This window comes from Streptomyces sp. Mut1, from assembly GCF_030719295.1.
In the GTDB taxonomy this organism is placed as follows: Bacteria; Actinomycetota; Actinomycetes; order Streptomycetales; family Streptomycetaceae; genus Streptomyces; species Streptomyces castrisilvae.
The window spans coordinates 1,126,593-1,150,379 of record NZ_CP120997.1 but is presented as its reverse complement, the minus strand read 5'-3'; the positions used below and the strand labels follow the sequence as shown (position 1 = coordinate 1,150,379).

Here is a 23,787-nt window from a genome sequence, read left to right as displayed (position 1 = left end):
GGTATGACTGGGAAAATCCGCGCGGCGCGGATGGCCGCCCGCGCATCATCCACGGCTGTCCGCTATCCGGACAGCCCGTCATGGCGGAACGTTACGTCTGTTTTACTTGGGCCCATGACCACGACGAGCAGCCGCATCCTTGCGACCGAGGCGATCACGACGCCCGGTGCTCGTTGTATGGGTCGAATGCGCGCCTTCTGAGGGCCCACGACCGAGCCTCGCGCCCCGAAGCGAGACCCACCCCAGGCCGTCCGCACCCAGCGGAACGAGCCCGCACGGGCACCCCGGCCCGCGGCCGTCGCCGCGCCCGGCCGCCCCGGGAACCCGCTCGGAACGTCCGATCGACATGTCCGGATCAGCCCCCCCCCCGGACGAATGCCCCGTGCCCGGCGGACACCGCGCCGCGCACTCGACAGTGACGGAAATCCCTGTGATCACCACGACGGGCCTCACCAAGGTCTACCGGTCGCGCGACCGCGAGGTCACCGCCCTGGACGGCGTCGACCTGCACGTCCGCGAGGGCGAGGTGTACGGCGTCATCGGCAGGAGCGGCGCCGGCAAGTCCTCCCTCATCCGCTGCGTCAACCTCCTGGAGCGCCCCACCTCCGGCACCGTGACCGTGGCCGGCCAGGACCTCACCGCCCTCGCGGGCCGGGGCCGCCGCGCCGGCAAGGAACTGCGCGAGGCGCGCAGCCGCATCGGGATGGTCTTCCAGCACTTCAACCTGCTGGCATCGCGCACCGTCCAGCGCAACGTCGAACTCCCGCTGGAGATCCTCGGCGTCACCGGCCGCGAACGGTCCCGCAAGGCACTCGAACTCCTCGACCTGGTCGGCCTCGCCGACAAGGCCAAGTCCTACCCGGGCCAGCTCTCCGGCGGCCAGAAGCAGCGCGTCGGCATCGCCCGCGCACTCGCCGGCGACCCCAAGGTGCTCCTCTCCGACGAGGCGACCTCCGCTCTGGACCCCGAGACCACCCGCTCCATCCTCCAGCTGCTGCGCGACCTCAACCAGCAGCTCGGCCTCACCGTCCTGCTCATCACGCACGAGATGGACGTCGTCAAGACGATCTGCGACTCCGCCGCGCTGATGCGCAACGGGCGCGTCGTCGAGTCCGGCACCGTCGGCGAACTGCTCGCCACCCCCGGTTCCGAACTGGCCCACGAGCTGTTCCCCGTCGGCGGCGCCGCCTCCGGACCCGACCGCACGGTGGTCGACGTCACCTTCCACGGCGACGCCGCCGCCCGCCCGGTGATCTCGCAGCTCTCCCGTACGTACAACATCGACATCTCGATCCTGGGCGCCGCCATGGACACCGTCGGCGGCAGGCAGATCGGCCGCATGCGCATCGAGCTGCCCGGACGGTTCGAGGAGAACGTCGTCCCGATCGGCTTCCTGCGCGAGCAGGGTCTTCAGGCCGAGCCGGTCGACGAACCCGGCACCGCACCCGTACCCGCCCCCGCACCGCTCACCAAGGAGGTGGCGAAGTGACCTGGTCCGAAATGCAGCCGCTGCTCACCCAGGGCACCGTCGACACCCTCTACATGGTGCTGTGGTCGGCCGTCGTCACCGTCCTGGCCGGGTTGCCGCTCGGCGTCCTGCTGGTCCTCACCGACAAGGGCGGACTCCTCCGGAACGCCCCGGTGAACAAGATCGTCGGCGTGATCGTGAACATCGGGCGCTCACTGCCCTTCATCATCCTGCTGATCGCCCTGATCCCGTTCACCACCTGGGTCGTCGGCACCTTCATCGGGCCCACCGCGATGATCGTGCCGCTCGCCGTGGGCGCCATCCCGTTCTTCGCCCGGCTGGTCGAGACGGCCGTGCGCGAGGTCGACCACGGGCTCGTGGAAGCCGTCCAGTCCATGGGCGGCTCCATCCCGACGATCGTCCGCAAGGTCCTGCTCCCGCAGGCCCTGCCATCCCTGGTCTCCGGCATCACCACCACCGTCATCGTGCTCATCGGCTACTCGGCGATGGCCGGCGCGGTCGGCGGCGAGGGGCTCGGCTCCAAGGCCGTCACCTACGGATTCCAGCGCTTCGACAACCGGTTCATGCTGATCACCGTCGCGCTGCTGATCGTCATCGTGACCCTGGTCCAGCTGATCGGCGACATCGCCGTCCGCCTGCTGGCCCGCCGCGGCCGCACCACCTGAGACCTCCCGTCCCCCCGAGCCCGCACTCCTTGTCCGGGCGCACCACCATCACCACCTGAAAGAGGCACTTTTCGTGCGTAACACCATCAAGTACACCGCTGCCACCGCCGCCACCGCCGCCCTCGCCTTCGGTCTCACCGCCTGCGGCACGGACTCCGACCCGGCGCCCAAGAGCGGCACCGCCGCCGACAGCTCCAAGGCCCTCGTCGTCGCCGCGTCCCCGACGCCGCACGCCGACATCCTCGGCTTCGTCAAGAAGAACCTCGCCGAGAAGGCCGGCCTCAAGCTGGAGGTCAAGGAGTTCACGGACTACGTCCTGCCGAACACCGCCACCGAGACCGGCCAGGTCGACGCCAACTTCTTCCAGCACCAGCCCTACCTGGACGACTTCAACCAGAAGAACGACACCCACCTGGTCTCCGTCGGCACCGTCCACCTGGAGCCCCTCGGCCTCTACTCCAAGAAGGTCAAGGGCCTCGACGGCATCAAGTCCGGCCAGACCATCGCCGTCCCCAACGACACCACCAACGAGGGCCGCGCCCTCCAGCTGCTCGCCGAGAACGGCCTCATCACCCTCAAGGACGGCGTCGGCACCAGCGCCAAGCTGAGCGACATCACCGACAAGAAGGGCCTGAAGTTCAAGGAGCTGGAGGCCGCCACGGTCCCGCGCGCCCTGAACGACGTGGACGCCGCCGTCATCAACGGCAACTACGCCATCGAGGCCAAGCTCAAGCCGGCCGACGACGCCCTCGTCCTGGAGAAGGCCGACGGCAACCCGTACGCCAACATCATCGCCGTGAAGAAGGGCAACGAGAAGGACGCCCGCGTCCAGAAGCTCGTGAAGCTCCTCCACTCCGACGAGGTCAAGAAGTTCATCGAGGACAGCTACGAGGGCTCGGTCATCCCGGCCTTCGGCGACGCCAAGTCCTGACCCCCGCACGGCACTTGCCCGACGAGCCCCGCACACCCCGCCCGGGGGGTGCGGGGCTCCGCCGTACCGACCCGGCCATGCGCCCCCTCCCCGTGATGCTGCATGCTGTGCATTTACACGGTCTTCGGCATGGAGCTGCGCATGACTTCCACCTTCCCGGACATCTCCATCAGCACGGACCGGTTGGTGCTGCGCCCGTTCGACATGGCGGACATCCCCGCGTACATCGAGATGATGAACGACGAACTCGTCACGGCCTGGACCGACGCACCCCACCCCTACGCCCAGGTGGACGCCGAGCGGTGGGTGCGCAGGATCGCTCCCGCACACCGCACCAAGGGCGACGGAATCGCCCTGGCCGTCACCGAGTTCCTCACCCAGCGCCTCGTCGGCGCGGTACGGCTGCACCACACCGACTGGCGCACCCTGGCCACCGAGGCCGACTACATCACCGCCCCCTGGGCCCGCGGCGAGGGATACGCCACCGAAGCCATGCTCGCCCTCGCCCAGTGGCTCTTCCGCGACCAGGGCTTCGAGCGCATCGAACTGCGCACCGCCGCCGACAACACCGCCTCCCAGCAGGTCGCGCAGAAGCTCGGCTGCATCAGCGAGGGCGTCCTGCGCAACGCCCGCATAGCGCGCTCACAGACCGAGGACGGAGGATGGACCGACATCAGGACCGACCTGATCGTCTGGGGCCTGCTGCCCGAGGACCTCGAAGGCGTCGCCGAACAGCTCGCCGACGCCGGCGGGTACGGCACGTACAACGACTGGAAATGACCGGCCCCGGGCTCCGGCGGGGACCGGGTAACCTCACCCTGCCTGCCTCCGGGCAACCCGCCCCCGCCTGCGACGACTCCAGGAGAATGACACCAAGATGGCCGACCGGGTCACAGTGATCGGCTGGGACGGCTCCCCGCTGACCAGCGCGGCCACCGCCGCACTCTCGGCCGCCACCCTGGTGGCCGGCGCGGCCCACCACCTCGCGCTGCCGGAAGTGCCCCGGGACGCGGAACGCATCCGCCTCGGCTCCGTCGACCTCGCCGCCCGCCGGATCGCCGGCCACCGCGGCAGCGCCGTCGTCCTCGCCGACGGCGACCCCGGCTTCTTCGGCGTCGTCCGCACCCTGCGCGCCCCCGAACACGGCCTGGAGGTCGAGGTGGTCCCCGCCGTCTCCTCCGTCGCCACCGCCTTCGCCCGCGCCGGCATGCCCTGGGAGGACGCCCAGACGGTCGTCGCCCACCCCCGCACCCTGCGCCGCGCCGTGAACGTCTGCCGCGCCCACCACAAGGTCGCCGTCCTCACCTCGCCCGGAGCGGGCCCCGCCGAGCTCGCCCTGCTCCTCGAAGGCGTCCACCGCACCTTCGTCATCTGCGAGGAGCTGGGCACCGACCGCGAACAGGTCACCGTCGTCACCTCCGACACGGCCGCCGACCACGTCTGGCGCGACCCCAACGTCGTCATCGTCATCGGCGGCGGCCCCGAGCAGCGGGCCGACGGAGCCTGGATCGCCGGCCGCCACCCCGCCTACCCCCGGGGCGTACGCGGCTGGGCGCTGCCCGCCGACGCCTACCGGGACACCGGCCCCCGCCCGGCGGGGGAGAGCGGCGAGGGCGACGGCCCGGTCCTGCGCGCCGCCCAGCTCGCCCACCTCGGCCCCCGTACCGGCGACCTGCTCTGGGACATCGGCTCCGGCTCCGGCGCCCTGGCCGTGGAGGCGGCCCGGTTCGGCGCCGCGGTCCTGGCCGTGGACAGCGACCCCGCCGCCTGTGCCCGCACCGCGGCGGCCGCCCGCGCCTTCGGCGTCCAGCTCCAGGTCGTCGAGGGCCGCGCCCCGCACGTGCTGGAACGGCTGCCCGAACCCGACGTCGTACGCATCGGAGGCGGCGGGGTCCCCGTCGTCACCGCTGTGGCCGACCGCCGCCCGGAACGGATCGTCACCCACGCCTCGACCCGCGACGAGGCCGAGGCTTTGGGCGCCGCCCTGACCGGGAACGGCTACACGGTCGACTGCTCGCTCCTCCAGTCCGTCGAACTCGACACGACCGCGTGGTCGGAGCGCGAACGCACGGTCGTGTTTCTGCTCTCCGCACTGCGTTCGGACCTCGCCCCCTGACCCGTCCGCACACGGTGCGGGGTAGGCTGGCCGATCGTCGCACCGCTCCGGGATGTTCGTCGCTTCGTTCGTCAATGTCCGGAAAAGGGGACCGTTTTGGTCCGCACTGTGGTACGGCAGAACCCTGGGACGCGCAACGTGGCGCAGTCCACAGCGAGCCGTGGCGAAATGAGCTGCCGCGGCAACGAACGACCGCGAGAATGCAGGATGTCCGCGACCGATTCGTGCCGCGCGGCGCGCCCGCTCGTTCCACTGGACGAGCACCGGCGTGCCGTGTTCGGGCGTCCCGGGCGAAGGGCCGAAGGAGCACTGACGATGGGCGAGGGGAACGCATGAGTGACACCGGCCGGATCCCGGGCGAGGGACTGCCGGAGAACGCAGGCATGGTGGAGCAGCCGGGAGCCCCCGCCCCCGACTCCTACACCTACCTCGAACCCTCCGCGCACACGCCCGAGGACGACGACCTGCTGCTGATGCCGAGCGCGCAGGGCGCCTGGGGCGAGCCCCAGCCCGCCCCGGCCCCCGGCCACTTCGCCGACGGTACGGCCGTACCGGACGCGTATCAGCAGCCGCACGCCCAGGGTCCCGTGCAGCTCCAGGAGCAGGTCCCGGTCCAGGTCCCGGAGTACGCGATGCAGCAGGCGGCCGCCGAGCCGCTGCCGCAGAACGGCCGGGGCGCCCACGAGACCGGCGGCCGCGACTCCGGCTCGGTCGACCTCGGCGGCGTACGCATTCCCGCGCCCACCCCCGCCGCCGCCCCGCAGCCCCAGACCCCGGCGCGCCGCCCGCTGCACCGCGGCCCGGCCTCGCCCGAGCCGTCCTACGGCGGTACATCGGGTGCCGGCGTGGTCCGCTCGCTCGCCGACCGCGGTCCGGCCGGAGCCCCCCAGACCCAGGCCCCCGCCCCTTCCGCCGCCCGCCACGCGGGCCCGGCGACCGCCGAACCCGAGTACTTCGAGCCCCCGCTCCCGGGCCCCCAGCTCGGCGCGATCCCCCCGCAGGACGGGTACCAGTGGACGGCCCAGCCGACCGCCCCGGAGCCCGTGGCGCAGGCCCCCGCAGCAGAAACGGTCGTCCCGGAGCCGGTCGCGAAGGCAGCCGTTCCGGTGGCCGCACCCGTGGACCAGCCGGTCGTCGTGGCCGAGGCACCCGTGGCCGACGAGGCGGTGCGGGCGGAGGTGGAGCCTGCCCCCGTGGACGGTTACGTGCCGGTGGCCGAGCAGCCGGCCGAGCAGTCGATACAGCCGGAGGCGACGGCCCCGGCTCCGGTCGCCGAGCCCGCGCCGGCCGTCGAGCCCGCACCCGTCCTGGTGTCCGCGCCCGTGGAGCCGGAGCCCGAGCAGGGGCCCGAGGTCATCGAGACCCCGGACCTGAGCGGTGAGGCGGAGCCTGTGGAGAAGGGGGCGCCGGAGCCGGTCCAGGAGCCCGTACAGCCGGAGCAGGCGGCCGGAGCCCCGGGCATCGAGGCGCCGGAGGCGGCGGAGATCCCTGCGGCCGACGAGATCCCTGCGGCCGCTGCCGTCCCGGAGGTTCCTGCGGTCCCTGAGGCCCCCGCGACGGCGGAGGCTGCTGCGGCACCGGAGGCCGCAGTGCTGGCGGAGGCTTCGCAGGCCGCTGGGCCTGCCGAGGCCACGGCGTTGCCCGTGCCTCCGGCAGCCTCCGAGACCCCGGAGACCGCAGAGACTGCGGCGACCGCAGAAAACACTGAGCCCACTGAGCCCACCGAGTCGGCCGAGGCCACCGAGCCCACCGAGTCCCCTGAGGCCGTGGTCGCTGCTGAGCCGGCCGAGGTTCCGCTGCCCGCTGAGGCCCCCGTGGAGGTTCCCGCGGTGGCCGAGGCGTCCGCCGCGGAGGCCCCGGAAGCACCGGAAGCACCGCACACCGACGAGGAGACCGGGCCCGAGTCCGTACAGGCAGAGGTACAGGCCCCCGCCCCGGCACCCGAGGCCGAACCCGGGCCGAAGCCCGAGGGAGAGGCGCCGGAGGAGACCCGCGTCGTCCCGCCGCCCGCTCCGGGGTACGACGACGCCGAGCGGGAGGCCGTTCTGCGGGTCATGCGGGAGCGCCGCGACATCCGTAACGGCTTCCGCAGCGACCCCGTCCCGCACGAGGTGCTGCTGCGCGTCCTGGAAGCGGCGCACACCGCGCCCAGCGTGGGGCACTCGCAGCCGTGGGACTTCGTCGTCATCAGGTCGGCCGAGACGCGCCGCTCGATGCACGAGCTGGCACAGCAGCAGCGGGAGGCGTACGCCAAGTCGCTGCCGAAGGCGCGGGCGAAGCAGTTCAAGGAACTGAAGATCGAGGCGATCCTCGACACGCCGGTCAACATCGTGGTCACCGCGGACCCGACGCGGGGCGGCCGCCACACGCTGGGCCGGCACACGCAGCCGCAGATGGCCCCGTACTCCTCGGCGCTGGCCGTGGAGAACCTGTGGCTGGCGGCACGCGCCGAAGGCCTCGGGGTCGGCTGGGTGAGCTTCTTCGACGAGCGCGAGATGGTGCGGGCGCTGGGGCTGCCGGAGCACCTGGAGGTCGTGGCGTACCTGTGCGTGGGGTACGTGGACGAGTTCCCGGAGGACCCCGAGCTGATGCAGGCGGGCTGGTCGAAGAGGCGTCCGCTGTCGTGGGTGGTGCACGAGGAGACGTACGGCCGCCGCGCCCTGCCCGGCGAGGCTCCGCACGACCTGTTGCAGGAGACGATCTCCAACATCCGGCCCCTGGACGCCAAGGCGCTGGGCGAGGCGTGGGAGCGCCAGAAGCGGATGACCAAGCCGGCCGGTGCGCTGGGCATGCTGGAGATCATCTCGGCGCAGCTCGCCGGGCTGTCCCGGCTGTGCCCGCCGCCGATCCCCGAACCCGCGGCCGTCGCGGTCTTCGCGGGTGACCACGGGGTGCACGCGCAGGGCGTCACGGCGTGGCCGCAGGAGGTCACCGGCCAGATGATCGCCAACATGCTCGGCGGCGGCGCGGTCTGCAACGCCTTCGCCGCGCAGGTGGGCGCCGAGGTGTGCGTGGTCGACGTCGGAGCGGTCGCGGAGCTGCCCGCGACGCCGGGTCTGCTGCCGCGCAAGGTGCGGGCCGGCACGGCGGACTTCACGGCGGGTCCCGCGCTCACCCGCGAGGAGGTCCACGCGGCGATCGAGGTGGGCATCGAGACGGCGCGCGATCTGGTCGCGGCGGGCAACAAGGCCCTCCTGACCGGTGAGATGGGCATCGCCAACACGACGGCGTCGGCGGCACTGATCTGCGTGTACACGGGGATGGACCCGGTCGAGGTGACGGGCCGGGGCACGGGCATCAACGACGAGATGCACGCGCGCAAGATCGACGTGGTGCGCCGCGCCCTCGAACTGCACCAGCCGGACCCGGCGGACCCGATCGGTGTGCTGGCGGCCGTGGGCGGCCTGGAGCACGCGGCGATGGCCGGGTTCCTCCTGGGCGGGGCGTCGCTCCGTACGCCGGTGATCCTCGACGGTGTGAGCGCGGGAGCGGCCGCCCTGGTGGCCCGTGCGATCGCCCCGGAGGCGCTGGCGGCATGCATCGCGGGCCACCGCAGCGCCGAGCCCGGCCACGTGGCCGCCCTCAACAAGCTGGGCCTGCGCCCCCTGGTCGACCTCGACCTCCGCCTAGGCGAGGGCACGGGCGCCCTGCTGGCCCTCCCGATCGTGCAGAGCGCGGCCCGCGCGATGCATGAGGTGGCGACGTTCGACTCGGCGGGCGTGACAGAGAAGTAGCCGACAGCCGCGGGCCGCTCGGGGGCGTTGCCCCCGGGCCTGGGGGCAACCCAGCCCCTCCGGCGTCCGAGAGCGGGGCCGGGGCCGAGCCCCGGAACCCAGTCCCTCCGGCGCTTGAGAGCGGGCCCGGGGCCGAGCCCAGAACCCAGCCCCTCCAGCGTTCGAGAGCGGCCCCGGGGCCGAGCCCCAAGCCCCAGCCCCTCCGGCGTTTGAGGAGCGGGGCCCGGGGCGGAGCCCCGGTTTCGGGAAGGGGCGGGTAGGGGAACAGGCCCGCCGCAGGCGCCCCCACCCGCACCGGCACTCCACCCGCACCCCCACCGCACCCGACCGCCCCACCCCCACCCCGTATCGTGAACCCCGCACATCACAGCCGCTCCACCGCCGCAGCGGCCGCGCACCCCGCATCGCACGAGGAGCCCGCACCGCCATGGCCGAGCACGCCGATCGCCCCGCTTACCCCGTCGGACTGCGCCTGAGCGGGCGCCGCGTAGTCGTCGTCGGCGGCGGCCAGGTCGCGCAGCGCCGCCTGCCCGCCCTCATCGCGGCCGGCGCAGACATCGTCCTCGTGTCCCCCTCCGCCACCGCGTCCGTCGAGGCGATGGCCGACGCGGGCGAGATCCGCTGGGAGCGCCGCCCGTACGCCGACGGCGACCTGACCGACACCTGGTACGCGCTCATCGCCACCGACGACGACGCGGCCAACGAGGCCGCCTCCGCCGAGGCCGAGCGCACCCGCACCTGGTGCGTCCGCAGCGACGACGCCGAGGCCGCCACCGCCTGGACCCCGGCCACCGGCCGCAGCGAGGGCGTGACCGTCGCCGTGCTCACCGCCGGCGCGCACGGCCGCGACCCGCGCCACTCGGCGGCCGTACGCGACGCGATCGTCGAGGGCCTGCGCGACGGCAGCATCGCCGCCCCGCACCACCGCACCCGGACCGCGGGCGTCGCCCTCGTCGGCGGCGGCCCCGGCGACCCCGACCTGATCACCGTCCGCGGCCGCCGCCTCCTCGCCGAGGCGGACGTCGTCATCGCCGACCGGCTCGGCCCGCGCGACCTGCTGGACGAACTCCCGCCGCACGTCGAGGTGATCGACGCCGCGAAGATCCCGTACGGGCGCTTCATGGCGCAGGAGGCCATCAACAACGCCCTGATCGAGCACGCCAAGGCGGGCAAGGCGGTCGTCCGGCTCAAGGGCGGCGACCCGTTCGTCTTCGGCCGGGGCATGGAGGAGGCACAGGCGCTCGCCGCCGAGGGCATCCCGTGCACCGTCGTCCCCGGCATCTCCAGCTCCATCTCGGTGCCCGGCGCGGCCGGCATCCCCGTCACCCACCGGGGCGTCGCCCACGAGTTCACCGTGGTCAGCGGCCACGTCGCCCCCGACGATGAGCGCTCGCTGGTCGACTGGGAGGCCCTCGCCCGGCTGCGCGGCACACTGGTGCTCCTGATGGCCGTCGACAAGATCGGTGCCATCGCGCGTGCGCTCATCGAGCACGGCAGGTCCCCCGAGACCCCGGTCGCCCTCGTCCAGGAAGGGACGACGGCCGCCCAGCGCCGCGTCGACGCGACGCTCGCGACCGTCGCCGAACGCGCGTCCGCCGAGGGCGTCCGCCCGCCCGCCGTCATCGTCATCGGCGACGTCGTCGCGGTCGGCCCGGCCACCGCCCCGACCGCCAGGTAACCAGCGGTAACGGATCTCCTCCAGACCGTTGGCAGCACACACCGGACAAGGCAGTATCAAACCGTGGCTGATCTCATCACCGTCGACGACCCCGAAGACCCCCGCCTGAGCGACTACACCGGCCTGACCGATGTCGAACTCCGGCGTAGACGGGAGCCCGCCGAGGGCCTCTTCATCGCCGAGGGCGAGAAGGTGATCAGACGCGCCCGGCACGCCGGGTACGAGATGCGCTCCATGCTGCTCTCGGCGAAGTGGGTCGACCTGATGCGCGACGTCATCGACGAGGTCCCGGCGCCGGTGTACGCGGTCAGCCCGGAGCTCGCCGAGCGTGTCACCGGCTACCACGTGCACCGCGGCGCCCTCGCGTCCATGCAGCGCAAGCCCCTGCCGGCCGCCGACGAACTGCTGCGCACCGCCCGCCGGGTGGTCGTCATGGAGGCCGTCAACGACCACACCAACATCGGCGCCATCTTCCGCAGCGCCGCCGCCCTCGGCATGGACGCCGTCCTGCTCTCCCCGGACTGCGCCGACCCGCTCTACCGGCGGTCCGTCAAGGTCTCGATGGGCGCGGTCTTCTCCGTCCCGTACGCCCGCCTCGACACCTGGCCCAAGGCCCTGGAGACCGTACGCGAGGCCGGTTTCACGCTGCTCGCGCTGACCCCCGACGAGAAGGCCAGCAGCATCGAGGAGGCGGCGCCGCACCGGATGGACCAGGTGGCCCTGATGCTCGGCGCGGAGGGCGACGGCCTCTCCACCCAGGCCCTCGTCGCCGCCGACGAGTGGGTGCGCATCCCGATGGCCCACGGCGTGGACTCACTGAACGTCGGCGCGGCGGCCGCGGTCGCCTTCTACGCGGTGGCGACGGGCCGCCCGGAGAACTAGACCCGGCCCCGCTACCGTCCCCGGACCTGGCTGTGGCTCCCGCCGTGGCCGAGGTCCGCGCCCAGGCCCCGGGCCGGCCCCTGGCAGCCCTGCGCCGCCGCGATCCCCAGCGCCACCAGCAGCGTCACCACCACGAAGACGACGAGCCGCTGCCGCAGCAGCCGCGGGTTGGCCGGGCGCCGGCCGGCCGAGGTCGTCCGGGTCCCCGGCCGCGTACCAGGCCGGCCGTTCGTCCCGTTGGTGCCCTGCGGACGCCTGCCGGGACGCGTCGCCCCGCGCGGCTGCTGCTGCGCCGGACGGCCGCCACCGGTCCGGGACGGGGCGGGACGTGAGGACGGCCGGTTCTGCGGACGCGACCCGGGCGGGGGCCCGGCGGCCCGGCGGGTCTGCTGCTCCGTGTATGGACCGTCCAGACGGCCGGTCGGCCGGTCCGCCTCCTGCGCCGAACGCTGGACGGGCGGCCGGCTCTCGTGCAGCCCCTGGGCCTCCCGGGCCGCGATCTCCTTGAGCCGCATCGACAGCTGGAGCGTGCTCGGGCGCTCCTCCGGGTCCTTCGCCAGACAGGCGCTCACCAGAGGCGCCAGCGCGTCGTGCACATCGAACAGCTGAGGCTCCTCGTGCACCACGCGGTAGAGCATCACCTCGGAACTGCCGTGTCCGAAGGGCGAGTCGGCCATCGCCGCGTACGCCAGCGTGGCGCCGAGCGAGAAGACGTCCGTCGCGGGGGTCACCGCCGCGCCCCGCACCTGCTCGGGGGCGAGGAAGCCGGGCGAGCCCACCGCCGTACCGACGTGCGTCAGCGTGGAGGCGCCGGTCGCCCAGGCGATGCCGAAGTCGATGATCCGGGGGCCCTTGGGGGAGAGGAGGATGTTCGACGGCTTCAGGTCGCGGTGGACGACACCGGCCTCGTGGACCGCCACCAGGCCCTCGGAGAGCGCGGCGCCGATCGAGGCCACCTCGGCGGCCGACAGCGGGCCCTCCTCGGCCACCTTGTCGTGCAGCGAGGGGCCCGGCACGTACTGCGTGGCGAACCACGGACGGTCCGCCTCCAGATCGGCGGCCACCAGCCGTGCCGTACAGCCGCCGCGAATCCGACGGGCGGCGGAGACCTCGCGCGCGAACCGCGAACGGAACTCCTGATCCTCCGCCAGGTCCGGCCGGATCACCTTCAGCGCCACCCGCTGGCCCCGCCGGTCCGAGCCGAGGTAGACGACACCCATGCCGCCGGCCCCCAGCCGCCGGTGCAGCCTGAACGAGCCGACGACACGCGGGTCCTCGCGCCGGAGCCGCATCATCGCCATGTCTGCCCATCCCCGCTGCCTGGTACGCCTGACGAGGCACAGCTTACGTACCCGTCGCCCGGGGCGCTCAGAGGCCGCGCCCTCGCCGGGGATCGGATTGTCAGTGCCGGGTGGGAGACTTGAGGAGTGGTCAGGGAGCCGCGGATCCAGGCGCCCCGGCCCGTGCGAGATCTCAAAGGTCCGTCGCAGAAGGGGGATTGGATCAGTGAAGGGCGATCGAGTCGAGATAGTCGTGGACGCCGGGGACACCACCCGGACGTACGAGGTAGTGGCCTCCAGAGCAGGCCGCAGGGTGGAGACCGCGGTCCGCCGAGGTGTGGTCGAAGTGAGTGAAGTCACGCGCAACGGTTCCGTGGTCCGCACAGCGCGATTCATGGCGACCAGGGTCCTCGCTCTGGTCGAACAGCCGGTCCCCAGGGAGGATGGCTCCGAGCATCCCCTCCGGGATGACCCCAACCCTGCGTAGCCCCGTCTCCACCCAGGGGAGTACGCCGACGGCGCGGGGCTCATCCTCCGGGAGGCCCGGCAATCGGTACGCGGGCATGACGCCGCCCGCCGCCCGAATCCCTAATGTTGAAGTCAAGCGGCGGGCGTCGCACTCGTCCCCCGAGGTCACACGCCCGCCGCCCCACATCAGGTCAGGAGAGGAATCATGGCGGACACGGCAACGCGGACCATCATCCGCACGCGAGGACGCAGGGCTCACGCCGCGTTCGGCAGCCGCCCGTCGTCCGGCACGCGCCACCCGCTGGTGGCGACGGCCATGGTTCTTCCTCTGGCGGCCCTGCTCGTCGTCGTCTTCGGCGGCTGGGAAGCAGTGGTCACACAAGCGTCGTCCGTGGGCGTGATGCTGGGGCGCTGAGCGGCGCCCCGGGTCCGGAAGAGCGGTCCGGACCGGGACATCCGGCCAACAACCCCGTGGGGACGGGGGTGCGGCGGACGGCAGCGTTTGTCCGGTCAGCTGGGGAGCTGACCGGACATCGCGCTGTCCAGGGCCGTTTCACCCGACCCGCGGGCCCCCGCCCGCCACGTTCGCTGCGCACGGCCCGCAAGCTCCCGCCCTCCGGGTACGTTCCCGCGCTCGCCCGCGCTGCCCGCGCTCGCCCGCGCTGCCCGCGCTCGCCCGCGCTGCCCGCGCTCGCCCGCGCTGCCCGCGCTCGCCCGCGCTGCCCGCGCTCGCCCGCGCTGCCCGCGCTCGCCCGCGCTGCCCGCGCTCGCCCGCGCTGCCCGCGCTCGCCCGCGCTGCCCGCGCTCGCCCGCGCTGCCCGCGCTCGCCCGCGCTGCCCGCGCTGCCCGCGCTGCCCGCGCTGCCCGCGCTGCCCGCGCTGCCCGCGCTGCCCGCGCTGCCCGCGCTGCCCGCGCTGCCCGCGCTGCCCGCGCTGCGCGTACGCTCTGCCGCGGGCGCGCCCGCCCGTCGAGAGCCCGTCCCGCGCCACCGGGGGAGACCGTGACCACCGCATTCGTACGCGCGCTGGGCGACCTCGCCCACCGGGCGGCCCACCCGCCCCCGGGCGCCGCCTGCTCCTGCCCGCCCCCGGCCGTGCTCGCCGACCGCGCGGACGGCACCGTGGTCCGCCGCGGCCCCGTCGTCGCCAAGGCCCACGCCCCCGGCACGGACACCGCCGCCCTGGCCGCACGCCTGCGCCTGGCGACCGACCCCGCCCTGGCAGGCACCCTCCTGGCACCGCTTCTCCTGTGCCGGCCGTCCCCGGACAGCCGGGCCGCGCACCTCACCGAACTGGACGGCCGCCCCGTCACCCTGTGGCCGCACGGCGAGCCGGTCGACCCCGGCGATCCCGACGCCGCCCCCTGGGAGGAGGCCGCCGCGCTCCTCGCGCGCCTGCACCGCACCGCGACCCCCGGGCCCGCACTCCCCGCCATGCGCGGCCCGGCCAAGGCCGCGCTCGCCGTGGCCCGGATGCGTACCGCCCGGCCCGGCGATCCGGCGACCGCCCCCGTGCTCGCCGCCTGGCGCGGGCTGCCGGGCTGGGCCCGCGGCGAGGCACCCCCTCCGGCGGACCGGGGGACCTTCCTCTGCCACGGCGACCTGCACCTGGGCCAGCTCGTCCGCCACCCCGCCCCGCACGGCCCCTGGCTGCTCATCGACATCGACGACGCCGGACGCGGCGACCCCGCCTGGGACCTCGCACGCCCCGCTGCCTGGTACGCGGCCGGGCTGCTGCCTCCCGAGGTCTGGCTCCGCTTCCTGGACGCCTACCGCGCCGAGGGCGGCCCCGCCGTACCGGCCGACGGTGACCCGTGGCCCGAACTCGACGTGCCCGCCCGCGCCCTGACCGTACAGACCGCGGCACTGGCCTGGGTGAAGTCGGCGGCGGAGGACCGGGTTCCGGACGAGGTGGAACAGGTCATGATCGACGCCTGTGCCCGTATCGCCTCGCTCGCACCGGAGTTGGACGTCGAACACTCGTCATAGGGTGAACCGACCGTCGGCGGGCATGCCTTCCGGCGACGGCGAACCGACAGCGAGGAGTGAGCCCGACCATGCAGTGTCCCAAGTGCCACGCACCGATGCACACGTACAACCGCAACGGCATCCAGATCGAGCAGTGCAGCGGCTGCCGGGGGATATTCCTCGACTACGGCGAGCTGGAGACGCTGACCCGCATCGAGTCCCAGTGGGCGCAGCAGGCACCCCCGCCGCCGGCCCCGCCGGCCTACCCGTCCGCTCCGGCGCCCGCCTGGGGTGCCCCGCAGCAGCACGGCGGACACCACGGCCACTACCGGCAGAAGGGCTTCGGCCGCATGCTCTTCTCCTCCTGACCGGGAGGGAACGACGAAGCCCCGGTCGTGGAGACGACCGGGGCTTCGTGACAGTGCGCGATACTGGGATTGAACCAGTGACCTCTTCCGTGTCAGGGAAGCGCTCTCCCGCTGAGCTAATCGCGCAGGTGACCCTGCGTGTACTGCGTGCGCGATACTGGGATTGAACCAGTGACCTCTTCCGTGTCAGGGAAGCGCTCTCCCGCTGAGCTAATCGCGCGGGGATCCTCGCGGACCGATGGTCCTTACGGACCAGTGGACGATACTGGGATTGAACCAGTGACCTCTTCCGTGTCAGGGAAGCGCTCTCCCGCTGAGCTAATCGTCCTTGGAGGTGGAGACGGGATTTGAACCCGTGTAGACGGCTTTGCAGGCCGTTGCCTCGCCTCTCGGCCACTCCACCAGGGATGGGAGCTCGGGAAGATCCCCCACCTACTGCGAGCGGACGACCAGGTTCGAACTGGCGACCTCAACCTTGGCAAGGTTGCGCTCTACCAACTGAGCTACGTCCGCTTGTCGTTTCCGGTTCACTCGCGTGTCCCGGCGACGTGTTGAACTCTAGCGGATTCCGGGGCCAGTACAAAAACGCGTTTGTGCAGCGTGCTGAGGTACACCGCCCCGGCGCAGGTCACCGCGCGCCGACCTAGACTCACCGACGTGCACGACCTCGCTCCCATGGCCCGCTTCGGCGGCCTCGTCGCCTCCGGTCTACGGGATGTGACCAGTGATCCCGCCGCCCTCGGCTCCTCCGGCTTCTGGGCCGTGTGCGCCGGCTTCGAGGGCTCCCTGCTCTGCGCCCGCTTCGACACGGTACGCACCGCGGACGTGCCCGCCCCGGTGCCCGGCGCCTGGCGCGGCCCCGCGGCCGGTGACTGGACCTCCTCGCTCGACCGCGCCGCGTACACGGCGGGCGTGCGGCGCATCCGTTCGTACATCGCGGCAGGCGAGGTCTATCAGGCCAACCTCTGCCGCGTGCTGAGCGCCCCGCTGCCCGACCCGGCGGGGGCGGATGTGGACGCCCTCACCGCCCTGCTGGCGCGAGGCAACCCCGCCCCGTACGCAGGAACGATTCGGCTCCCGGCGCACGGCGTGGAGATCGCCACCGCGTCGCCCGAGCTGTTCCTGCGCAGGGATGGCCGCACGGTCGAGTCGGGACCCATCAAGGGCACCGGCCGCACCGAGGCGGACCTGCTGGAGAAGGACTACGCCGAGAACGTGATGATCGTCGACCTGGTCCGCAACGATCTGGGCCGGGTCTGCGCCACCGGCTCGGTCACCGTCCCCGACCTGTGCGCCGTCGAGAAGCACCCCGGCCTCGTCCACCTCGTCTCCACCGTGCGCGGCCGGCTCGCCGAAGGCGCCGGCTGGCCGGAGATCCTCGCCGCCGCCTTCCCGCCCGGCTCCGTCACCGGCGCCCCCAAGTCCAGCGCGCTGCGGATCATCGGCGAACTGGAGACCGCCCCGCGCGGCCCGTACTGCGGAGGCATCGGCTGGGTGGACGCCGACCGGGCCACCGCCTCGCTCGCCGTCGGTATCCGGACCTTCTGGACCGACCGCAGCGGGCCCACCCCCCTGCTGCGTTTCGGCACCGGGGCCGGCATCACCTGGGGCTCCGATCCGGAACGCGAATGGGCGGAGACCGAACTCAAGGCGTCCAGGCTGCTCGCGGTAGCGTCGGGCACCTACGAAGCGACCGGAAGGACCGCACCATGAGGATCTGGGTCAACGGCGAACTGCGCCCCGCCGACGACGCCCGGCTGTCCGTGCTCGACCACGGGCTCACCGTCGGCGACGGAGTCTTCGAGACGCTCCGGGTCTCCCAGGGCCGGCCCTTCGCCCTGACCCGGCACCTGGACCGTCTGGCCCGCTCCGCCCAGGGCCTCGGCCTCCCCGCCCCCTACCTCGACGAGGTGCGCCGCGCCTGCGCCGCCGTCATCGAGGCCAACCCGGTGGAGCTGGGCCGGCTGCGCGTCACCTTCACCGGCGGCGTCTCGCCTCTCGGCTCCGACCGGGGCACCGATGGCCCCGGCCTCTTCGTCGCCCTCGGCGCCGTGAAGCGCCGCCCCGACACCACGGCGGTCGTCACCGTGCCGTGGACGCGCAACGAACGCGGCGCGCTCACCGGCCTCAAGACCACCTCGTACGCGGAGAACGTCGTCGCCCTCGCCCGCGCCCACGAGCACGGCGCTTCCGAGGCCCTGTTCGCCAACACCGCAGACCGGCTCTGCGAGGGCACCGGGTCGAACGTCTTCGTCGTCCTGGACGGGCAGCTGCACACCCCGCCCGTCGCTTCCGGCTGCCTGGCCGGGATCACCCGGGCGCTGACGGTGGAGTGGACCGGGGCGCAGGAGACCGACCTCCCGTTCGACGTCCTGGACCGGGCCGAGGAGATCTTCCTGACCTCCACGCTGCGCGACGTCCAGGCCGTCCACCGGGTCGACGGCCGCGAGCTGCCGGGCGCGCCGGGTCCGGTGACCGCCAAGGCGATGCGCGTCTTCGCTGAGCGGGCCGCGGACGACATCGACCCGTGACGACGGGCGCCCGCCGACCGGTCCTCGGCCGAAAATGCGGGTGACGGGCCCGCGCGCAGGGGATAGAAACGCATCGATGACGACGACACTGCGGCCGACCGGGCCGATCCAGTCAGGCGCCGACGGCGCACAGCGGCGTGCGTACGACGTGTGCGACAACGGGCGCCCCGTCGGCTCCGTCACGCTCGTCCTCGAACCGGGCGCGGGCGGTGCCACGGGGGTGGTCAAGGACCTCAGGATCGACGAGGCCGTCCGCCGGCGGGGCAGGGGCACCGTCGCCGCGCTGGCGGCGGAGGAGATCCTGCGCGGGTGGGGCTGCTCCCAGGTGTGGACGGAGGCGGCCGCCGGTGACCCCGCCGGGCAACGGCTGGCCGCCGCGCTCGGCTACACCGAGAACAGCCGGCACATGGTCAAGACGCTGCCCGAGCAGCCGGCGGCCCTGGCGGACGGGCTCACCGCGCGCCCGATGAGGCCCGAGGAGTTCGCCGCCTGGAAGGACGGGGCGGTAGCCGCGTACGCGGAGAGCCTGGTCACCCGCCGTGTCCCGCGGGAGGCGGCGCTGGAGGCGGCCCGCGCCTCCTACGCCCGGCACCTGCCGGACGGCCTCGCCACCGAGGGGGCGCGGCTGGAGCACCTGATCCACGAGGGCGGGACGGTGGGCTACGTCTGGGTGGCGCCGTTCGAGATGCACCCCGGCCTGCGGGTCGGCTACGTGTTCGACGTGGAGGTGCGGGAGGAGGCCCGGGGGCGGGGGTACGGGCGGGCGCTGATGCTCCGGGCCGAGCACATCGCCCTGGCGGCGGGCGAGCGGAAGATCGGCCTCCATGTCGTCACGGCCAATACTCCGGCGGTGCGCCTGTACGAGACCCTCGGCTACGCACCCACCAAGTTCCACCTGGTCAAACCCCTGTAACCGGACCCACGGGGCTCAGCCCCGCCCGTCGAGCAGCCGGTCGGCGATCTCCTCGATCCGCTCGCGCAGCCCCTCCTGGCTCTTCCCGCCGTCCAGGCGCTCCCCGCCGATCACGTACGTCGGCGTGCCCGTCACCCCGATCGCCTTGCCCTCGGCCTGGTCCGCGTCCACGATCAGCATGTGCCGGCCGTCGATCAGCGCGGTGTCGAACTCCTCGGCGTCAAGACCCAGTTCCCGGGCCACCTCGACCAGCAGCTTCTCGCCGCCGGCCGCGAGGTCGGCGGTGCGGGCGAGGAGCGCCTCGGTGTAGGGCCGGCCGCTGTCCTGGGCCACGGCCTCCTCGGCGGCCTGGGCCGCCGCGTAGGCGTGCCGGTTCTTGTCCAGGGGGAAGTGCCGCAGCCGGACCTCGATCCGGTCGCCGTACCGGGCCCGCAGGGCGTGCACATCGGTGAGGGCGCGGTGGCAGTCGGGGCACTGGAGGTCGCACCAGATGTCGAGGACGACCGGTGCCGCGGAGGAGGAATCGCTCATGGGACCAGTCTCGCAGGGTGTGCGCCACGGCTGCCGCCCGGCACCTGGGGAGGACTCCGGCCCCTGAGATCTCCCTGATGTGGGCCCGGGGCATGGCCGCCCACCCGGTGGCCGGTGCAGGATGGAAGGGACGTTTCCCCTGCGCCTGGAGGCACGATGCTTGCCGAGACCATTTGTTCCGCGGTGTCCGCGGCGGGCCTGGGCATCGCCGCCGTCACCGCGTACCGCAAGCGGTTCCTCACCGCGACGAGGATCGCCGCGTACTCGCTGGTGCCGGTCGGGCTGGTGCTGACGGGTGTCGTGAAGTGGCTGTCGGACATCGCCTTCAAGCCGAGCGTCTGGCTGGGCTTCGGCGTGCTGGGGCTGGCCTGGCTGCTGTTCATGATCACCCGCGCGATCGAACGCCGGGGTGGTGGCAGCCGCAAGGAACGCAGGGCGGCCGCCCGCGCCGCGCAGGGCGAGGCCGTGGCCCCGGCCGCGTCGGCCCCCTCGCTGGGCGCCGGATCCTCGCCCGACACCGCGCGCCCCCGGCGCAAGCCCGAGAAGCAGTCGGGCTCGGCCGGAGCGGGCGAGGACTTCAGCGACATCGAGGCGATCCTGAAGAAGCACGGCATCTGACACCGGCGGGCCCGCCCGGCCCGCCCGGCCCCCGGTCCCGCCGTACCACGCGGCGGGGCTGGGGGCCGGGCGCGTGCTGAATCGATTCGTCCAAGATCCCTTGCCCCTGCCCCATGAGGCCGCATAACGTCCCGATGGGCTGTGGACCAGTACGTTCAGGCCCTCAGCACCAGGGGGCGGGACGCGTGGCGCGTGCTGCTCCTTTCGCCTGCCCGAAACGGAGAAGCCATGGCCCTGTTCGACCTGCCCCTGGACCAGTTGCGCGGGTACCGCCCGGACCCCGATGAGCCGGCGGACTTCGACGCGTTCTGGGAGCGCTCCCTCGGCGAGGCCGCCGCCCATCCGCTCGACGCCGAGTTCACCCCCTACGACGCCGCGCTGACCGCGGTCGACTCCTACGACGTGTCGTTCGCCGGCTGGGGCGGGCACCGCATATCCGCTTGGCTGAACGTGCCCGCGGGCGCCGAAGGCCCGCTGCCGACCGTCGTCCACTACCTCGGCTACGGCGGCGGGCGCGGACTGCCGCTCGACCACCTGGTGTGGCCCGCCGCAGGCTGGGCCACGCTGGTCGTGGACACCCGCGGCCAGGGCGCCGTCAACCACCACTCGGCCGGGTCCACCCCCGACCCGCACGGTGCCGCCAACCCGCAGTCGCCGGGGTTCATGACCAACGGCATCCTCGACCCCGAGACCTACTTCTACCGCCGGGTCTTCACCGACGCGGTCCGCGCCGTCGAGGCCGCCCGCAGCCACCCGTCCGTCGACCCCGCCCGCATCGTCGTCAACGGCGCCAGCCAGGGCGGCGGCATCGCCCAGGCGGTGGCCGCCCTCAGCCCGCACGTCAAGGCCGCGTTCGTCGACGTACCGTTCCTGACGCACTACCGGCGGGCCGTCGAGATCACCGACAAGGACCCCTACCAGGAGATCGTCCGCTTCCTGGCCACCCAGCACGGCGCCCAGGAGCAGGTGTTCCGGACCCTGTCGTACTTCGACGGCGTCAGCTTCGCCGCCCGCGCCACCGTGCCCGCGCTCTACTCGGTCGCCCTGATGGACCCCATCTGCCCGCCCTCCACGGTCTTCGCCGCCTACAACCACTGGGCGGGGCCCAAGGAGATCGAGGTCTACCCCTGGAACGGCCACGAGGGCGGCACCACGGTCCACCGCCGGGCGCAGCTGCGGAAGCTGCGCGACCTGGCCTGATCCGGCGGCTCGGGCAGGGGGAGCGGGGGAGTGGGGGAAGAGTCCCGAAAATATGCTGGGCGATCGGACGCCGGAGCGATTACGACCGCCCCCATGACGAGTGAACTCCCGTCATGAAGAGGCATGTTGGTACGCGGCATGCCCCGGACTGCGTCATGATCGTCCCGAAATGGTGGACACCTCTCGGGGCGATGCCCCCGCACCCCCTGGCGAAGAGCCGCGCGGCTGCCTCTTCGCGCTTTCCCAGCCCCCTCTGATGATCTTCCTCACGGTCATCGGCAGCCTGCTGCTGATGGCCGCGTTGCACGATCTCTTCGTGCTGTGAGCCGTCAGCCGGCCGCTTCCCTGCGGCGCGCCCGGTACGCGGCCACGTGCAGGCGGTTACCGCAGGTGCGGCTGGAGCAGTAGCGGCGGGAGCGGTTGCGCGAGAGATCGACGAACGCGTGCCGGCAGTCCGGCGCCTCGCACCGCCGCAGCCGCTCCGTCTCGCCCGCCACGATGATGAAGGCGAGGGCCATGCCGCAGTCCGCTGCCAGGTGGTCGGCGAGCGAGGCGTCCGGCGAGAAGTAGTGCACGTGCCAGTCGTAGCCGTCGTGGTCGCTGAGCTGCGGCGTGGTGCCCGCGGCAGCCACCAGGGCGTTCACGAGGGCGGCCGCGGTCCGGGCGTCGGGTGCGGCGAAGACCTGGGCGAAGCGGGCACGTACGTCGTGCACGGCCCGCAGGTCCTTCTCGTCCAGCTCGCCGACCCCGCTCACCCGGTGGCGCGCGGCGAACGTGTGGAGCGCCGCGATGTCGCCGAGCCCGTCGGCCGGTGCCCCGTCCCCTTCCGGTTCGCTCTCCGGCGCGGTGTTCACCAGATCGACCACTACGTCGAGGGCGATCCGGGTGTCGTGGGGGATCAGCACGCTTTCGCTCCCTGGCCTCCGGCGGGCGGGCGCCCGCCGATGCCGCCCGACTCTACTGGCTCGGCCGGTGCGGACCGGGGCGTACGGGGGAGTACGGGGCCCGTGCGGGCTCACCGGGCCCCACGACGCGCACCGGCGCCGGTCACCACGGTGGATTCCGTGATCACCGGCGCCGGTGTCCGCCGTATGAGGTTGTCCGCGCGACGCCGTCTCCCCGAGTCGGACGGCGTCGTGCAGCTCTCGGCCTGGCTCAGCTCTCGGCCAGGATGTGTGAGAGCTCCGTATCGAGGTCGAAGTGACGGTGTTCGGTACCCGGCGGAACCGCGGCGTCGGTCCTCTTCAGGAACGACTCCAGGGCCCTTGCCGGGGCTTCGAGCAGTGCTTCGCCCTCTGGGGAGCTCAGCGCGATACAGACGACGCCCTGGCCGTGACTACGGGATGGCCAGACGCGGACGTCTCCGGTGCCGGTGGGCCGGTGCAGCCCCTCGGCAAGGAGGTCACGGGCGAAAACCCACTCGACCGTCTCCTCCGCTCCGGTGTGGAAGGTGGCGTGCACGGCATAGGGATCGGCCGTGTCATACCGCAGGCCCGCGGGTACAGGCAGTGAGGACTCGCTCGACACAACGAGGCGCAGGTGCAGCTCGCAGCTGACCGTGGTGTTCATAAGCGCCAGGGCCTTTCGCTCAGTGTGCGCTCGGGGATTCGCACGTCGGCGAAATCGACATGCCACCTACGGTGGCGTTGTAAACCCCTCTGACCGTTTTGCGATCCTTCAGATAGCTCGTACAGCGGTGTGTAACTTTGAGTCATGCGGCCATTCCAGTGACGGAAGGCGGTCCGGTAGGTTGACGCCATGAATGCGGAGAGTGACGGGCGGGACCCGGGTGGCGCGACGGCGCAACCGGCTCCCGCGGCGGGGGAAGCACCCCGCGAGGCGACGGGGGACGTCATCCCGGGAGTGACCAAGGAGGACCCGGCGCTCGGGTCCAGGGCGCCCGGCTTCATCAAGGCGTCCAGAGCGCTGCACCTGAGCTGGCAGGTCGGCGTCTTCGTGGTCGGCCTGGCCGTGGTGGTGGCCGGCATCATCATGCTGCCGCTGCCGGGCCCCGGCTGGCTGGTGATCTTCGGCGGCATGGCGATCTGGGCGACCGAGTTCGTCTGGGCCCAGCTGGTGCTGCGCTGGACCCGGCGCAAGGTCACCGAGGCCGCCCAGCGGGCGCTCGATCCCAAGGTCCGGCGGCGCAACATCATCCTCACGGTGACCGGCCTCGTGATCATCGCGGTGCTGGTCGGGATCTACGTGTGGAAGTTCGGGATCGTCATGCCGTGGAAGATCCACGAGTGACCCGGTGATGGTCGAAGGGCGCCGCTGACATGGGGTAATGTTTGCCGTGCGTCCGGGCGATTAGCTCAGTGGGAGAGCGCTTCGTTCACACCGAAGAGGTCACTGGTTCGAACCCAGTATCGCCCACCCGGACCGACGGCCCGGAAGCTTCCAGAGCTTCCGGGCCG

At 73.0% G+C, this 23,787-nt stretch carries 23 protein-coding genes and 6 tRNA genes; 20 read left to right on the top strand and 9 right to left on the bottom strand.

Translation table 11 applies throughout. From position 1 onward, the window contains the following. Positions 1-430 precede the first annotated feature (430 nt). From P8A18_RS04685 to P8A18_RS04650, 8 genes are all read left to right on the top strand, one after another. Positions 431-1,489 carry a methionine ABC transporter ATP-binding protein gene (locus P8A18_RS04685; RefSeq protein WP_306051982.1) on the top strand — a complete coding sequence of 353 codons (1,059 nt, stop codon included), beginning with the start codon at positions 431-433 and terminating at the stop codon, positions 1,487-1,489. Further along, positions 1,486-2,154 (top strand): methionine ABC transporter permease, encoded by a 669-nt coding sequence (locus P8A18_RS04680; protein ID WP_306051981.1) that lies wholly within the window; start codon positions 1,486-1,488, stop codon positions 2,152-2,154. Before P8A18_RS04685 ends, P8A18_RS04680 begins: the two co-directional genes overlap by 4 nt. 73 nt (positions 2,155-2,227) lie before the next feature. Next, positions 2,228-3,085, top strand: coding sequence for a MetQ/NlpA family ABC transporter substrate-binding protein (locus P8A18_RS04675; protein WP_306051980.1), 858 nt, complete (start codon positions 2,228-2,230; stop codon positions 3,083-3,085). Between the two features lie 102 nt (positions 3,086-3,187). Then, positions 3,188-3,865 carry a GNAT family N-acetyltransferase gene (locus tag P8A18_RS04670; protein WP_018556235.1) on the top strand — a complete coding sequence of 226 codons (678 nt, stop codon included), beginning with the start codon at positions 3,188-3,190 and terminating at the stop codon, positions 3,863-3,865. A gap of 97 nt (positions 3,866-3,962) precedes the next feature. After that, complete coding sequence (cbiE, locus tag P8A18_RS04665; RefSeq protein ID WP_306051979.1) at positions 3,963-5,201, top strand: precorrin-6y C5,15-methyltransferase (decarboxylating) subunit CbiE; 1,239 nt, start codon at positions 3,963-3,965, stop codon at positions 5,199-5,201. Positions 5,202-5,533: 332 nt separating this feature from the next. Then, the gene (gene cobT, locus P8A18_RS04660; protein WP_306051978.1) at positions 5,534-8,935 is read left to right on the top strand and encodes a nicotinate-nucleotide--dimethylbenzimidazole phosphoribosyltransferase; all 3,402 of its coding nucleotides are present in this window, start codon (positions 5,534-5,536) and stop codon (positions 8,933-8,935) included. Between the two features lie 427 nt (positions 8,936-9,362). Further along, the gene (cobA, locus tag P8A18_RS04655; protein WP_306051977.1) at positions 9,363-10,613 is read left to right on the top strand and encodes a uroporphyrinogen-III C-methyltransferase; all 1,251 of its coding nucleotides are present in this window, start codon (positions 9,363-9,365) and stop codon (positions 10,611-10,613) included. Between the two features lie 63 nt (positions 10,614-10,676). Further along, positions 10,677-11,495, top strand: coding sequence for a TrmH family RNA methyltransferase (locus P8A18_RS04650; RefSeq protein WP_306051976.1), 819 nt, complete (start codon positions 10,677-10,679; stop codon positions 11,493-11,495). 11 nt (positions 11,496-11,506) lie between these two features. On the opposite strand, the gene P8A18_RS04645 is transcribed toward P8A18_RS04650, so the two are convergent. Beyond that, a complete protein-coding gene (locus tag P8A18_RS04645; RefSeq protein ID WP_306051975.1) occupies positions 11,507-12,796 on the bottom strand; it encodes a serine/threonine-protein kinase in 1,290 nt (429 codons plus the stop codon). A gap of 205 nt (positions 12,797-13,001) precedes the next feature. Between P8A18_RS04645 and P8A18_RS04640 the strand changes: the two genes are divergently transcribed. From P8A18_RS04640 to P8A18_RS04625, 4 genes are all read left to right on the top strand, one after another. Continuing rightward, positions 13,002-13,262: a DUF8836 family protein gene (locus P8A18_RS04640; protein WP_018556252.1), complete on the top strand. Its 261-nt coding sequence runs from the start codon at positions 13,002-13,004 to the stop codon at positions 13,260-13,262. 186 nt (positions 13,263-13,448) lie between these two features. Next, positions 13,449-13,658: a hypothetical protein gene (locus tag P8A18_RS04635; RefSeq protein ID WP_018556253.1), complete on the top strand. Its 210-nt coding sequence runs from the start codon at positions 13,449-13,451 to the stop codon at positions 13,656-13,658. Positions 13,659-14,243: 585 nt separating this feature from the next. Further along, positions 14,244-15,230, top strand: coding sequence for a phosphotransferase enzyme family protein (locus tag P8A18_RS04630; RefSeq protein WP_306051974.1), 987 nt, complete (start codon positions 14,244-14,246; stop codon positions 15,228-15,230). 68 nt (positions 15,231-15,298) lie between these two features. Then, a complete protein-coding gene (locus P8A18_RS04625) occupies positions 15,299-15,577 on the top strand; it encodes a TFIIB-type zinc ribbon-containing protein (RefSeq protein WP_306051973.1) in 279 nt (92 codons plus the stop codon). Positions 15,578-15,631: 54 nt separating this feature from the next. Here the strand turns inward: P8A18_RS04625 and P8A18_RS04620 are convergent. The 5 genes from P8A18_RS04620 to P8A18_RS04600 form a co-directional block, all read right to left on the bottom strand. Further along, a tRNA-Val gene (locus P8A18_RS04620) sits at positions 15,632-15,703 on the bottom strand. Between the two features lie 22 nt (positions 15,704-15,725). Further along, positions 15,726-15,797, bottom strand: a tRNA-Val gene (locus P8A18_RS04615). A 36-nt stretch (positions 15,798-15,833) separates the two neighbouring features. Then, positions 15,834-15,905: transfer RNA gene (locus P8A18_RS04610), tRNA-Val, on the bottom strand. A gap of 1 nt (position 15,906) precedes the next feature. Further along, a tRNA-Cys gene (locus P8A18_RS04605) sits at positions 15,907-15,980 on the bottom strand. A 37-nt stretch (positions 15,981-16,017) separates the two neighbouring features. Then, positions 16,018-16,090, bottom strand: a tRNA-Gly gene (locus P8A18_RS04600). A 162-nt stretch (positions 16,091-16,252) separates the two neighbouring features. On the opposite strand from P8A18_RS04600, the gene P8A18_RS04595 reads away from it, so the two are divergent. From P8A18_RS04595 to P8A18_RS04585, 3 genes are all read left to right on the top strand, one after another. Continuing rightward, entirely contained in the window at positions 16,253-17,290 is a 1,038-nt protein-coding gene (locus P8A18_RS04595; RefSeq protein ID WP_306060671.1) for a chorismate-binding protein, read from the top strand. Then, on the top strand, positions 17,287-18,108 hold the full coding sequence (locus P8A18_RS04590) for an aminotransferase class IV (RefSeq protein ID WP_306051972.1): 822 nt from the start codon (positions 17,287-17,289) through the stop codon (positions 18,106-18,108). Before P8A18_RS04595 ends, P8A18_RS04590 begins: the two co-directional genes overlap by 4 nt. A gap of 76 nt (positions 18,109-18,184) precedes the next feature. Continuing rightward, entirely contained in the window at positions 18,185-19,021 is an 837-nt protein-coding gene (locus P8A18_RS04585; protein ID WP_306051971.1) for a GNAT family N-acetyltransferase, read from the top strand. 15 nt (positions 19,022-19,036) lie between these two features. Here P8A18_RS04585 and P8A18_RS04580 read toward each other — a convergent pair whose 3' ends face one another. Continuing rightward, positions 19,037-19,552: a DsbA family protein gene (locus P8A18_RS04580; protein ID WP_306051970.1), complete on the bottom strand. Its 516-nt coding sequence runs from the start codon at positions 19,550-19,552 to the stop codon at positions 19,037-19,039. A gap of 156 nt (positions 19,553-19,708) precedes the next feature. Here P8A18_RS04580 and P8A18_RS04575 point away from each other — a divergent pair, with 156 nt between their 5' ends. The 3 genes from P8A18_RS04575 (at position 19,709) to P8A18_RS04565 (ending at position 21,695) form a co-directional block, all read left to right on the top strand. Beyond that, positions 19,709-20,170 carry a hypothetical protein gene (locus P8A18_RS04575; protein WP_306051969.1) on the top strand — a complete coding sequence of 154 codons (462 nt, stop codon included), beginning with the start codon at positions 19,709-19,711 and terminating at the stop codon, positions 20,168-20,170. Between the two features lie 228 nt (positions 20,171-20,398). Then, on the top strand, positions 20,399-21,370 hold the full coding sequence (locus tag P8A18_RS04570; protein WP_306051968.1) for an acetylxylan esterase: 972 nt from the start codon (positions 20,399-20,401) through the stop codon (positions 21,368-21,370). Positions 21,371-21,539: 169 nt separating this feature from the next. Next, a complete protein-coding gene (locus P8A18_RS04565; RefSeq protein ID WP_018551415.1) occupies positions 21,540-21,695 on the top strand; it encodes a hypothetical protein in 156 nt (51 codons plus the stop codon). Positions 21,696-21,699: 4 nt separating this feature from the next. On the opposite strand, the gene P8A18_RS04560 is transcribed toward P8A18_RS04565, so the two are convergent. Together P8A18_RS04560 and P8A18_RS04555 are read right to left on the bottom strand one after the other, a co-directional pair. After that, positions 21,700-22,275 carry a CGNR zinc finger domain-containing protein gene (locus tag P8A18_RS04560; RefSeq protein WP_306051967.1) on the bottom strand — a complete coding sequence of 192 codons (576 nt, stop codon included), beginning with the start codon at positions 22,273-22,275 and terminating at the stop codon, positions 21,700-21,702. 250 nt (positions 22,276-22,525) lie between these two features. Next, positions 22,526-22,939 carry an SsgA family sporulation/cell division regulator gene (locus tag P8A18_RS04555; protein ID WP_003959770.1) on the bottom strand — a complete coding sequence of 138 codons (414 nt, stop codon included), beginning with the start codon at positions 22,937-22,939 and terminating at the stop codon, positions 22,526-22,528. Between the two features lie 189 nt (positions 22,940-23,128). On the opposite strand from P8A18_RS04555, the gene P8A18_RS04550 reads away from it, so the two are divergent. Further along, a complete protein-coding gene (locus P8A18_RS04550; protein ID WP_306051966.1) occupies positions 23,129-23,620 on the top strand; it encodes a TIGR02611 family protein in 492 nt (163 codons plus the stop codon). Positions 23,621-23,674: 54 nt separating this feature from the next. Next, a tRNA-Val gene (locus P8A18_RS04545) sits at positions 23,675-23,746 on the top strand. Positions 23,747-23,787: the final 41 nt, after the last annotated feature.